Origin of the sequence: Pedobacter sp., assembly GCF_041662865.1 — a bacterium.
GTDB lineage: Bacteria > Bacteroidota > Bacteroidia > Sphingobacteriales > Sphingobacteriaceae > Pedobacter.
Genome location: NZ_JBAZRL010000067.1, coordinates 1 through 12,834 on the forward strand (window position 1 = coordinate 1; position 12,834 = coordinate 12,834).

Below are 12,834 nucleotides of genomic sequence, written 5' to 3' on the forward strand. Positions count from 1 at the left end.
GAAATAAGGGATTACATCTGTATCAAGAAATTTTTTGCGGTTGATATTGCTGAGTGACCGGGTATTGTAACGAATACCGCCGTATTCTGAAGGATCGACATCGGTTTTTGGTTGACGATATGAGTAGGCATAAGCCAAATGTAATCCATAATCTTTATTTTCTCCAAAGGGTTGAAAAACGAATTTCCCAGTAAGCGAAATGCCTTGATCTCTTCCGTAATCTTTATTATTATCTTCAATATAGGTTTGAGTTTCCTGATCCTTTACTTCTTGAAAGAAAACACCAGCTGATGCGAAAAACCTTTTTCCGTTGTAAGCACCTTCCCATCCTATATGGCGGGATGGAGCAAAAGTAGTAACTACCATAGCCCGTTCCATAAAATTAAGATAGCGTGAAGAAGCAGTCTCAGACATAGAGAATCTTTCCTTATAATTCCCCACTCGTGTTGCAAATCCATTTAAAAAGTTATAACTGAGATAAGCATCTTCAAGTTCCAGTACACCATTGGCAACATTGAGGTCAAGTTCGCCATACCAATTTTTACCAAGATTGGCTTTAGTTGCAAACCGAGCCCGACGAATAGTCACCCCGTTGCCTATCGGATTCATAGTTTCACCAAATGTCATCTGCCCATCGGTTTGTACGCGAATATCAAACCATAATCTATAGGTTTGATCCTTTGACTCGAAAACCAAAATTCCATCACGATTTTCAGTTATGAGAGGAGTCCTATCCACTTTTTTTCCATATTGGTCTGTCCGTGCCGTAGTATCAGGAACTTCTTGACCGAATGCGATACTGGAAAACAAAGCCAAAACCGCTATTATTAATGTTTTTTTCATTGCATTATCGTTTTTGTTAATTTAATTTATGTAAAGATGCCTTGCCAGGAGTGATAAAGAGATGATGGTGGTCACGACAGATTATGTTTGAAATCAGATATTGAACAACAAACATTTAATTAAAAATTCATCGCTAGGAAACAGCTACGCTTAGGGGAAGCACTTGCCGTTCTTGAAATTCGGTGAGAATTAAAACGAAAAGTATCCCAGATAGCAAATAAACGTAGATTTTCAGACTAGGTTCGAATCCCAGCGGAATCACAAAAAGCCTCACAGAAATGCGGTTTTTTTGTTTTACTTCTTTGTTATTGCGAGGGCACGAGGAATCTGCAGCTCAAATCTCTTTAATTGAGGTTTATAATACTAATAAGGGAATAAATATTTTATAACAAGATTTGAATGTTCGCATTAGTTAGATTTCTACCTATACTCTATTAAAATATTCTGTTATATTCATTCATTTTAGGCATGATTTCCATTCTGTATAAAAGCGACAATAACAGCTAATACCAACAAGAAATATTTTAATGCATAATGAAAAGTATATTGGCTAATAAGGCAAATAATGTTGTTCAAGATCTAGCAGTCTAATGCTTATTATCAAACGGTTTAGTTTTACCTTCTTCATAAAGATGTACAACCTGTTGTGCTAGCGGAATAATTATTTTATGCGTTTTAAATACATGATCAATCTCATTTATTAAATCACTTTTTACAACACCTCCATCTTTTAAATCTCTAACCCAAAAAAGCAGTTTTACCTCTATACCATTTATACTAAAATCCTGAAACAGGATGGCGGGATTTGGTAATTTTAAAATACGCTCATCAGCTTCTAAAAGCTTATCTAATAAATCTTTAACTTTTTTCAAATCAGTGCCATGGGCTACATTAAAAATTACCGAAATTTGTTTTTTATTGCCTGCCAAGGTCCAATTAACCAAATGTGCATTTAATAAATCTCCATTCGGAATTACCACATCAGCTCCGTCCCACTTTGATAAAATACTACTTCTAAAACCTATTGATTTGACAACTCCACTCTGCCCTGCAACCTCAACTATATCGCCAACATTTACTGGTTTTTCAAATGCGATAATTAGTCCACTTACCAAATTGTTTACAATCGTTTGTAAGCCAAAGCCAATGCCAACACCCAATGCACCAATAACCAAAGTTATTTTTTCCATAGGAAAACCAGCAGCAGCAAAAGCCAAAAGCACACCCAAACTAATAATTAATACACGTATTAATAGTATCCAACTACCTAAACCTGCTTTTCTATCTTTAGTTAAACCGTGGTTATGTTGACTGTCTGAGGCAAAAAATGAAACAATTTTTGAGATAAATACTGCACTCGCAAGTATTACAAAAAAGATCAGGAGGTTATAAACCGTAAAAGTGTAACTACCCAAAGTTCGTTCAACAACAAAAAGGTTTTTTAGTGGCTCTGTTATCTCATTAAAAGCATAAAAATTTTTCCCTATTAATATAAACCATCCAACAACCAGCAAGAAATAAAAGAAATTAGGAATTTTCTCACCAACTAAATTAAAATTGATATAAAATAATTTCCGTTCTTGTTTGGTGTAAACCTTGGTGGCTAGAGTTAAACCTTCATTAATTAGCCTAACTGTCCACAAAAAAAGTATGCCAATTACCAAGTTTACGTAACCTCCCATCATTAAAGATTTAGATAGGTTATATCTGCCGAATATATTGGCTACTATTGAGGCTAGTTCAAATAGTACCAAAAAAACAATAAAATAAACAATTAATTTTTCTTTTAACTCATTCTTTAAGCCTTTTATTAGCACGAATACACAAAATACCATCCCAAAGGAGGCCAAAAAAACCATAAAATACCGCTCTGATCTTGAGGCTTGTAAAATTAGATTATCAGCCGATGCTACAGTAAATAAACCCAATGTTGTAATCCAAAAAGTCATCCAATATTTGGTAATAAACCCATTAAAAATAATTGTAAGTGATGTAGCAGAAACTGTCCATAATATCGCACTTAAAACAAATGGAGACTCAGTAAAAACAAACTGAAATATACATGGAACAATAACCAAAGCGGATAAGAATGGATACCTGAAAACCAACTGGCCACTAAAATCCTTACTTAAAAGATTTTCAGAAACGAGCATATCTTTTAAACTTGTTAAAAAACAGTAACAATGGCAATAAGAAGCATCAATGAAAAAACTTTGGCCATATTGTTCTGTAAATAAAAAGCCAGTATCAATTCGCCTTTTTTAAAGGAATAATAAACAATTTCTTTTAATGGCCTAACAAAAGAGATATGATCTCCTAAATTTTTAAACTCTCTTTTAAATGAAGTTGATGATAGAGATTTTTGGTATAAATCTATTTCTTCAATTCTTGATGAAAGTTGATTGGCCATTACATCAACATGATATTGCATTTTTTTGATATTAGAAATTGATTGTTTAAGCGCCGTATCTATTGGTCCAATCTGCTTTACAACAACCATCATTTTTGTAATGTATTCTTTTGTAATGACCGTATCTGAAGAGAAGGTATACAATGATGGGTCGCTTGACAAAGAGTCTATTCTAAACCTAAAATTAACCAAGTCTTTTTCTTGAAGATCTATTTGCTTTTTGGTGATTTTAACTCGCTTTAAAAGCTCATTTAATAACTTAGATGTAGTGGCTAAATTTCTGAATGTGTGTGAGATGCCAGTATTGGTAAACACGCCATCACCTGCTATTTTGTTCCAATATTTTATTTGATTAAGCTCCCTTATAATAACCACAGTGTCTAAAACCTGCTTCATGTAGACTTTTGATTTGAGCGTGGTCTCTTTTATTTGCTCCAAAAGTCGCTCTTGCTTAATTGCATCTTTCGATTCCTTATATTTAAGGATACTTCTTTTAGCCTCATTTGCTCCTAATTTATTTAATTGTTGTATAAAACCCAATTTTGGGGTATCTATTTGATTTGAGCGATTTTTGCCAGTATCCTGAGCTAAAAGGGAGGCAGTAGATAAAAATAAGAACAATAAAAAAAAATAAAATCGACGTAACATAACTGATCATGTTTTAATAGCTCGTAAACTTATATTACTAAAATTAAAGATCAGTTTCTTAATTTACAACACTTATATGTTTAAACGGCAATTAGATTATAAACTGTTGTTCAGGTCAAGTCATGAAGCAGACAATGGTTGTTGTCCCAAATACGGAGGAGGTTATTTTTTAGTCAGTTTCAACCAGTTTGATTGTCGCATTCGTACTGCAATAACATGATTTTTGTTCTCGAGATTTGTTTCATACAAACCAATTAAAGCAATTTGCAACATAAATTATAACAGGAGATAATAAACATGAGAAAAATAATTGTTTTATCAATGATTACATTGGATGGAGTTATGCAAGGGCCTGGCGGACCAGAAGAAGATACATCAGGTGGCTTTAAATATGGCGGATGGACTGCATCGTATGGTGATGAAGCTTATAACAAGGCCATGGAAAAAGAACTTCAACCTGCAGATTATCTATTGGGCAGAAAAACGTTTGATATTTGGGAAAATTACTGGCCAACGCATGGAGATTTTTGGCCAAGTATAAATGAAGGGACAAAATATGTTCTATCTACTACTAGAGAAAAATCCGATTGGAAAAATTCAGTTTTCCTTAAAGATTTAGTCGATATTAAAGAGCTTAAAAATTCAGAAGGTCGTGATATTCATGTATGGGGAAGTAGTGAAGTTATTCAATTATTATTTGAGAATGATCTAGTAGATGAACTTCGATTGAAAATTCATCCATTGACACTTGGTAAAGGAAAGAACTTATTTGGCAATGGTCCTATCCCGGCAGCATTTACATTAATAGATAGTTCTGTAACAACAAAAGGAGTAATTTTGGCTAATTACAAAAGAGATGGGAAAGTTAAAACTGGTAATGTTGGAGTTTAAGAAAATAAACAATAATGATTCATCAGCTAGAAGCTGAGAGAAAGGCCTTACAGAGATGTAGGGCTATTTTGTTTGTACAATTTATTTAATAGAACTTACAATAACCGAAGTGATGAACCTATTAAAGTCAGAACTTCAATCTTAGGAGCATCATTTAAACCACTTTCATCTCGTTCTTTTTGGAACTGAAGAAAAGAAGGAATAGTTAAGATTTGTTGTTGGACTTCTTCATTTTCATACATAGAAACATGTAGAAAGCTTAAGCCATCTTCTTCAAGATAAACGTTATATAAAAAGCTTTTGTCCACCAATTTTTTAAAATCTGACAGAAACACGCTAATGTTTTGCTTGTTTTGAGCTACAAATTCTGGTTTTACCGTATAGCTTACTTTTACTGAAATCATTTTTTGAGGAGAGTTATTTTACATCTATTATGCGGTATAAATGTACAAAATTTAGGTAGCAACTAGTTAAAGATTTAGTAATCATAATTTAGTGTTAACATAAAAAGACCCTGCCATAGCAAGGTCTTTCCTTTGTAATGATTTAAGCTCAAAAGCTTATTTAGCGCTGTTTTTTTTCTCAGTCACTTCAGTACGGATATCTTGTGCTAAACCTTTAAGATCTTGCATTGCTTTACGTACTCTAGTTCCCGCTGCTGCGTTACCACCATTATAAAATTTTTCTGCATCTGCTTCAATCGCAGCGATTACTTCTTTTACTTTTGAGAATTTTTCCATTTTTTAAGTTTTAATTTGATTTCAAATATATCATTAAAACACAATAAACAAGTATGTGTTGAATTATTTATAATTGGTTTATGAGTATGCTAAGCCACTTTTCGGTTAAAAATACCTGAATCGCAATTTGTTAGCATTATCGTTTTTATTAAAAAATATTTCACAAAAGAGTATTAAATAGCTACTTAACCATAGTTAGAAGGCAAATACAGTCATTTATTGCTTTTGCTTTAAACGATAATAACTGATGTAAAGTGAGTAATTCTCCTTTTTTTAATTCAACAGTATTTCCCATACTTTCGAACAATAAATTACCATCAATTAACTGTAAACTCATAATAGCCTCGCCTTCTTCGCTACCTGGTCGTACCATCTCTCCTTCTTTTAAGGCGATTATAGTAATGGTTACTTGCTCAGATTTAAATACAGTAATTGCATTTTTCCCATTCTTTCCATAGGCTTCTTCCTGTTTAATCTGCTCAATATATTTAGGAATATTTATCGGAATAATACCTGCATCTAAAGGTCTAGCGCCTTCTGGTCTTTGTGGGGTGGCATTGTTGTGTTTCTCTTCCATTTTATTTCAGTTTAAGTAAAAACAGCAATCAACAAAAGTTGTTTCAGCATTCGTAAATGTTTATAAAAATGCAAATTTAAAATTAATAAAATCACTTTCTTTGTAATTCATATGGCTTTATTTATCAGCTCACTTAATACTGGCAGTAACGGAAATTGTTTTTATATCGGCAACGATGAAGAAGCGATTTTAGTTGATGCTGGACTGAGTTGCAAGGAAACAGAAATTCGCATGCAGAGATTAGCATTGAGCATGAGTAAAGTAAAAGCTATTTTTATTTCTCATGAGCATAGCGATCATATTCGTGGATTACCTGTTCTTGCAAAAAAATATCAATTACCAGTTTATATCACGCACCATACTTTATTGAGTGGTAAACAGCAAATTCAACAAAATTTGCTGAACTCATTTGTGGCTTACTCTCCTATTCAAGTTGGCAAATTAAAGATTACTGCATTCCCCAAACTACATGATGCTGCCGAACCTCATAGTTTTACCATTAGTTGTAACGGTGTAAGAGTTGGAGTTTTTACAGATATTGGCGGTAATTGCGAAAATGTAATTCATAATTTTAAGGAATGTCACGCTGCCTTTTTAGAGGCAAATTATGATGATGAAATGTTAGACAAAGGTCGATATCCTTATTTCTTAAAAAACAGAATACGTGGTGGACATGGGCATTTGTCGAATAAACAAGCTTTAGCTTTATTTGTGGAACACAAACCTTCGTACATGAGTCACCTTTTTCTTTCTCATTTAAGTAAGGATAATAATTGCCCAAACTTGGTCCATGATTTATTTCAGCAGCATGCTAATGGTACGGAAATAATTGTGGCTTCTCGATTGCAAGAAACAGCAGTTTATTACATTAGCGCTTAGTAGGAGATTCGTCATTCCTAACTTGATTCTAATAGCTATCGTTTGGGAATCTTAGAGTTTATTTAATACGATTCACACTTTCGTGGGAATGACGGCAGTTCTTACCTTTCGTTCGTCAGGATAATAAATTGTGGTAATTTTCATTAAACCTCCTCAAGTTTACTTCCTTCTGCTCTTACATCAAGTACATGTTTAACTCCACATTTCAAAGCGAAATTAGCTCTCTGGTGTCCTACTGGAAAATCAAAGCAAACTGGATAATCATACTCCTTTACTTTATCTAAAACTATTTCAACTAAGGTTTTACCAAATTCATCCCCAGCATCATCTGGTTTTACTTTAAAACCTCCAACAATTAACCCACTTAACTTTTCTAATTTTCCGCTTCGCTTGAGATTATAAAACATTCTATCAATACTATATAAGTACTCACCAGTATCTTCTACAAAAAGGATTTTATTATCTGTTTCAATTTCCGATTTACTCCCAGCCAGATTTTCAATACAGCGTAAATTTCCACCAATTAATTCACCTCTTGCCGTTCCCATTCTATTATTTACATTATATGGAACAACGTATTGCATTTTTTCTCCTTTCAGCGCCTGCTGAATAGAGTTAATCGTTTCAACTTGAATAGGTTCTGCTAAAGCCCAATCAGATGGAAAACTATTGCACATTTTAGAATGGATGGTAGCAACTCTATAATTGCTGTTGATATGAGCATGCAAAATCGTAATATCACTAAACCCAATTAGCCATTTTGGTGATTTTTTATAGTCACTAAAATCAAGCTGATCTACAATTCTGATTGCACCATACCCTCCTCTTGCACACATAATTGCTTTTATATTAGGATCATCTAACATTTGTTGCAAATCTGTTAAACGTTCTTGATCTGTACCCCCAAAAGTGAAATCTTTAGCACCTACTGTTTTGCCCACCACAACATTAAATCCCCAGCTTTTCATTTGAATAATAGATGGATCAATCTCTTCTTGAGTAATATAACCTGCTGGACAAGTAATTCCAATAGTATCTCCAGGTAAAAGATAGGGTGGAATTTTTATACGTTTAGGCTTATCTGTTAAAGAAGAAATTACATCAGCCTTGCTAGTTAATGAACTTAAAAGAAGTGACGCCGGAATAATTGAGGATAGAAAATATTTACGATTCATGATGAAGCAATATAAAAAATATCAGTTAGATCTTAAAGTTTATAACAAATGCAAGAGGTATGCAGTTCGTAAATTTACCTATACAGTTGCTGGTGCCTCGGCTAATTGCGTAGAAAGCCCTACTCCTGCAACTAAAAGCTCTTGGGTAATGGTTTTAGTGTAATCTGCAATCTCTGTTTTAAAATCAGTTACCGAAGCACCAGAACGAATTTCTTCTAATCTTTTTTCCCATTGACCGGTTAACTCTGCTTGTGCAATTTTTTTGTCTTTAACCACTTCATAAACCGCCAAGCCTTTAGTAGTTGGAATCAAGTTTCGTTTATCACGAATAATATATTCTCTAGTTAATAAGGTTTCGATGATTGCAGCACGAGTTGCTGGCGTACCCAAACCACTATCTTTCATTGCATACCGCAATTCTTCATCTTCTATCTCTTTACCAGAAGTTTCTAAAGCTTTTAATAAAGAGGCTTCGTTGTACAGCGGTTTCGGTTTGGTTTGCTTTTCTAACAACGCTTTATTTACAATCGGTAATAATTCACCAACTTTTAATTTGGGCAAGGCTGGGTTTTCCTCATCCTTTTTATCTTCTTCTGTTTCGTTAAATACAGAACGCCATCCAGCAGAGCGAATAACGGTGCCATTCGCTATAAAAACAGAACCTGATTCGATGGTAATTTTTGTAATTTCCTTTACACATTCTTGATGAAATGCTTCTAACATTCGACCTGCAACCATATCGTAAACCGCTTGATGATCTTTACTTAAATTGTAGGGTTTTTCGCCCGTTGGCAAAATAGCATGGTGATCGGTCACCTTCTTTGCATTTACACTTCTTTTATTCAGCGTTGCCGTTTGTAAAAAATTAGCTTGGTTTCCAAAAATTGGATGATCAGTTAACGTTGAAATGAGTTTAGGCACATTTGCAAAAACATCATCACCAATATAGCGACTGCCTGTACGTGGGTAAGAAACCAACTTGCTTTCATATAAATTCTGCAATAAATTTAAGGTTTGATCTGCTGTAAAACCATTTTTCTTATTAGCTTCTTGTTGCAAACTACTTAAATCGTGTAAAAGTGGTGGTGGTTCTTTTCTTGGTTTTGCTTCAACAGCAGTAATATTTCCGCCAGTAGCAAAACCTGACGCTACATCTTCAACCTTATCAAATATTTCTTGTGCTTCTGGTTGAGTTTTGAAATTCGCTACAGAAATCGCCTTAAATAATTGTCCATCTTTATCTAATTGAATAGCAATTTGATAAAATGTTTGAGGTACAAAGTTTTTGCTTTCTATATAACGAGCACAGATCATTGCTAAAGTTGGAGTTTGCACTCTACCTAACGACAATACACTTTTAGAACCTGCAGAAATACTTAATGCTTGCGTAGCATTCATGCCCACTAACCAATCTGATTCGGAACGACAATGTGCAGAATTAAATAGAGTATCGTAATCAGAACCAGGCTTCAAATTTCTAAATCCATCTTTTATAGCTTCGTCAGTTTGTGAAGAAATCCATAAACGCTTAAATGGTTTTTTACACTTTAAGAAATAATAAATATACCTAAAAATCAATTCTCCTTCACGTCCAGCATCTGTTGCTACGATAATTTCAGTAGCTTCATCAAACAGTTTTTTAATGATATCTAATTGTTTTCGAACACCTGGATCTTCTACAAAACCATCTTTCGTTTTAATCTTGCGTATGGCTAGTTTAAACTTAGCAGGTAACATTGGCAAATGCTGTTTGCGCCAACCTATAAAACCGTAATCTTGTGGTGGCGCTAGTTGCAATAAATGTCCAAAAGCCCATGTAAATGAATAGCCTTTGCCTTCAATATAGCCATCTTTTCTGGTTGTTGCACCAAACACTTTAGCTAACTCACGACCAACAGATGGCTTTTCGGCAATAACGATTTTCATTCCTTGATATCCTTTTTAGAAGGCTAAATATCTAAAAAATTATTGGACAAGGCAGTGAATTTTTAGCGATTGTTAGTATATAATTGGATGTGAACAGCTTGCAGAAATTAAGATTTCTTTGGCTTTGCCCCCATATAAAAAGTTAGCTTTCCACCAGATGTGATATCGCTATGCTTAATAAATGGCTTAGTTAGTTCTTTTCCATTCAATAAAACTTTCTGTACATATACATTTTTATCACTCTGATTAATTGCTTCAACAGAAAATGTCTTTCCATTTTCTAAACTTAAACTCGCATTATTTACTGCTGGAGAACCTAATGCATATTCATCGCCACCTGGAGAAACAGGATAAAAACCTAAAGATGAAAACATGTACCATGCACTCATCTGACCACAATCATCGTTCCCACCCAAGCCATCAGGAGTTGGTTTATATTGCATTTTCAAAATATGACGCACTTGAGCTTGAGTTTTATACGCTTGGTCTGTCCAGTTGTAAAAATACGCAACATGATGCGCTGGCTCGTTTCCATGCACATAACCACCAATAATTCCATCACGTGTAATATCTTCAGTTTCTGCAAAAAATTCATCAGGCAAATGCATCGTAAATAAGGTATCTAATCTCAATGCAAACCGTTTTTTCCCCCCCATCAATTCCATTAAAGCAGCTGGATCTTGTGGAACAAAAAAGCTATAATTCCAACTATTGCCCTCTATAAAGCCTTGTCCATTTGTACTCAATGGATCAAATCCTTTTTTAAATGTGCCATCTGCTAACTTAGGACGCATAAAACCAGTTGCTTTATCGTAGTTGTTTTTCCAGTTTCCAGAGCGCTTAATAAATTCATTGTAAATATCCATGCGGTTTAGCTTTTTAGCCATCTGGGCGATTGCCCAATCATCATATGCATATTCTAAAGTATTAGAAACTGAAACACCACTTCGCTCTGAAGGGATATAACCTAAATCCATGTAGTATCCTATTCCTTCATAATTACGATGTTTTGCTGTCACAATACAAGCCTCTAAAGCTTTGTTGGCATCACCATTATAAACTCCTTTTATAACTGCATCTGCAATTACAGAAACACTGTGATAACCACTCATGCACCAATTATCATTCGCATAATGCGACCAGATCGGCAACATTTGTAAACTACTTTGATCGTAATGTGCCAACATAGATTTCACCATATCGTTATTTCGAGACGGTTGTATAATGTTAAAAAATGGATGCAAAGCTCTATAGGTATCCCACAAAGAAAACGTAGTGTAATTGGTAAAACCATTTGCAGTGTGCACCCCTTGATCTAATCCTTTATATTGTCCATTTACATCTGTGTACGTTGTTGGATTGATAAAAGCATGATACATTGCGGTATAAAAATTGGTTTTGTCATCTTCAGCAGCTGAAACATTGATTTTATTCAATTCTTTATTCCAGGTAGCTTGTGCTTGTGCTTTTACTTTTTCAAAATCCCATCCGGTAATTTCTGAACGCATATTTTGCACTGCATTTTCTTGACTTACTGGAGATAAAGCAAATTTGATCTTAATTTTTTCACCTTCATTCGTATCAAAATCAAAGTACATTCTTACTTTTCTACCAGCTATTTCTGGGAAGTTTTTAGTTTGATCAAATTTACCCCAGAAACCGCGATAAGCTTGTTTTGCATCATAATTCTTTTGTCCATAACTTTTAAATGGCTTAGAAAAACTCATCGAAAAATAGACTGTACGTGTACGAGCCCAGCCGTATGTTTGGCGATAACCTGTAATCAACGTATCGTTAACTACACGTACATATGTCCAAACTGTTTTTTCATCGTAATTATAAATTCCGGCCATTAAATCTAAAATTATATGGCATTGATTAGATTTGGGGAACGTATATTGATGCATACCTACACGAGTTGTAGCTGTCATTTCTGCAGTAATATTATCATCATCTAATTTCACTTTGTAATAACCAGCTTCTGCAACTTCATTGGCGTGAGAGAATGCTGAACGAAAACCAGTTTTAGTATCACTTGCAATACCTGGATTTAGTTGTAATTTACCTTGTGTAGGCATTATTAAAAAATCTCCCAAATCAGAATGACCTGTTCCGCTAAAATGCGTATGACTAAATCCAACTATTGTTTTATCCTCATATTTATATCCTGCACAATATTTATACACATCTCCATTGTATTTCCCATTCACTTCATACGGAATTGTATCCGTTTCTGGGCTTAATTGTACTGCACCAAAAGGAACTGTAGCACCAGGATAAGTATGTCCCATTTTTTCGGTACCAATTAATGGTTTTACATATTTAACCAGATTTTGTTGTGCATTAACAACGATTGAAAAGAAAAATAAGCAATAAAATAAAGTCTGTTTCATAATTTTTATAGCAGAATAATAAATAGAAAATCTAAGGTATTAATTTTAGCTGAAAACTATTATAGCATTAAAAAACTATTACTAAAAGGTTTTAGTATAGCCTTACTACTTGTACAATCAAGTTCTCTTAAAATATCAAAAAATCGTACCTTAGCATTTACTATTATTAAAATAATTGATGAACACTAACATCACTTTACGAGATATTGCCAAGGCGTTAAACTTATCTATTTCTACTGTATCTAGAGCATTAACAGATAGTTACCAAATTGGAGATGAAACTAAGCAAAAGGTTATTGCCTATGCTAAGGAGCATCATTATATCCCTAATCGGATGGCGAAAAGCTTAAAG

General features: G+C 34.0%; 12 protein-coding genes. 3 read left to right on the top strand and 9 right to left on the bottom strand.

The features are described from left to right. The 3 genes from WC622_RS15280 to WC622_RS15290 form a co-directional block, all read right to left on the bottom strand. The coding region (locus WC622_RS15280) for a porin (RefSeq protein ID WP_372820567.1) at nucleotides 1-843 on the bottom strand (843 nt) is incomplete at its 3' end. 587 nt (nucleotides 844-1,430) lie between these two features. Then, nucleotides 1,431-2,996: a mechanosensitive ion channel family protein gene (locus WC622_RS15285; protein WP_372820568.1), complete on the bottom strand. Its 1,566-nt coding sequence runs from the start codon at nucleotides 2,994-2,996 to the stop codon at nucleotides 1,431-1,433. Nucleotides 2,997-3,010: 14 nt separating this feature from the next. Next, nucleotides 3,011-3,901 carry a hypothetical protein gene (locus WC622_RS15290; protein WP_372820569.1) on the bottom strand — a complete coding sequence of 297 codons (891 nt, stop codon included), beginning with the start codon at nucleotides 3,899-3,901 and terminating at the stop codon, nucleotides 3,011-3,013. A gap of 297 nt (nucleotides 3,902-4,198) precedes the next feature. On the opposite strand from WC622_RS15290, the gene WC622_RS15295 reads away from it, so the two are divergent. Next, nucleotides 4,199-4,792, top strand: coding sequence for a dihydrofolate reductase family protein (locus WC622_RS15295; protein ID WP_372820570.1), 594 nt, complete (start codon nucleotides 4,199-4,201; stop codon nucleotides 4,790-4,792). A gap of 95 nt (nucleotides 4,793-4,887) precedes the next feature. Here the strand turns inward: WC622_RS15295 and WC622_RS15300 are convergent, their stop codons facing one another. The 3 genes from WC622_RS15300 to WC622_RS15310 all read right to left on the bottom strand — a co-directional run bounded on the left by WC622_RS15300 (nucleotide 4,888) and on the right by WC622_RS15310 (nucleotide 6,109). Continuing rightward, the gene (locus tag WC622_RS15300; protein WP_372820571.1) at nucleotides 4,888-5,196 is read right to left on the bottom strand and encodes a hypothetical protein; all 309 of its coding nucleotides are present in this window, start codon (nucleotides 5,194-5,196) and stop codon (nucleotides 4,888-4,890) included. A 156-nt stretch (nucleotides 5,197-5,352) separates the two neighbouring features. Then, the gene (locus tag WC622_RS15305; protein ID WP_182921595.1) at nucleotides 5,353-5,532 is read right to left on the bottom strand and encodes a histone H1; all 180 of its coding nucleotides are present in this window, start codon (nucleotides 5,530-5,532) and stop codon (nucleotides 5,353-5,355) included. A gap of 181 nt (nucleotides 5,533-5,713) precedes the next feature. Beyond that, the gene (locus WC622_RS15310) at nucleotides 5,714-6,109 is read right to left on the bottom strand and encodes a hypothetical protein (RefSeq protein ID WP_372820572.1); all 396 of its coding nucleotides are present in this window, start codon (nucleotides 6,107-6,109) and stop codon (nucleotides 5,714-5,716) included. Between the two features lie 111 nt (nucleotides 6,110-6,220). Between WC622_RS15310 and WC622_RS15315 the strand changes: the two genes are divergently transcribed. Continuing rightward, complete coding sequence (locus tag WC622_RS15315; RefSeq protein WP_372820573.1) at nucleotides 6,221-6,988, top strand: MBL fold metallo-hydrolase; 768 nt, start codon at nucleotides 6,221-6,223, stop codon at nucleotides 6,986-6,988. A 143-nt stretch (nucleotides 6,989-7,131) separates the two neighbouring features. Here WC622_RS15315 and WC622_RS15320 read toward each other — a convergent pair whose 3' ends face one another. The 3 genes from WC622_RS15320 to WC622_RS15330 all read right to left on the bottom strand — a co-directional run bounded on the left by WC622_RS15320 (nucleotide 7,132) and on the right by WC622_RS15330 (nucleotide 12,491). Then, entirely contained in the window at nucleotides 7,132-8,163 is a 1,032-nt protein-coding gene (locus WC622_RS15320; protein WP_372820574.1) for an LD-carboxypeptidase, read from the bottom strand. 78 nt (nucleotides 8,164-8,241) lie between these two features. Continuing rightward, the gene (gene topB, locus WC622_RS15325; protein ID WP_372820575.1) at nucleotides 8,242-10,089 is read right to left on the bottom strand and encodes a DNA topoisomerase III; all 1,848 of its coding nucleotides are present in this window, start codon (nucleotides 10,087-10,089) and stop codon (nucleotides 8,242-8,244) included. Between the two features lie 107 nt (nucleotides 10,090-10,196). After that, nucleotides 10,197-12,491, bottom strand: coding sequence for a GH92 family glycosyl hydrolase (locus WC622_RS15330; RefSeq protein WP_372820576.1), 2,295 nt, complete (start codon nucleotides 12,489-12,491; stop codon nucleotides 10,197-10,199). Nucleotides 12,492-12,660: 169 nt separating this feature from the next. On the opposite strand from WC622_RS15330, the gene WC622_RS15335 reads away from it, so the two are divergent. Continuing rightward, the coding region (locus WC622_RS15335) for a LacI family DNA-binding transcriptional regulator (RefSeq protein ID WP_372820577.1) at nucleotides 12,661-12,834 on the top strand (174 nt) is incomplete at its 3' end.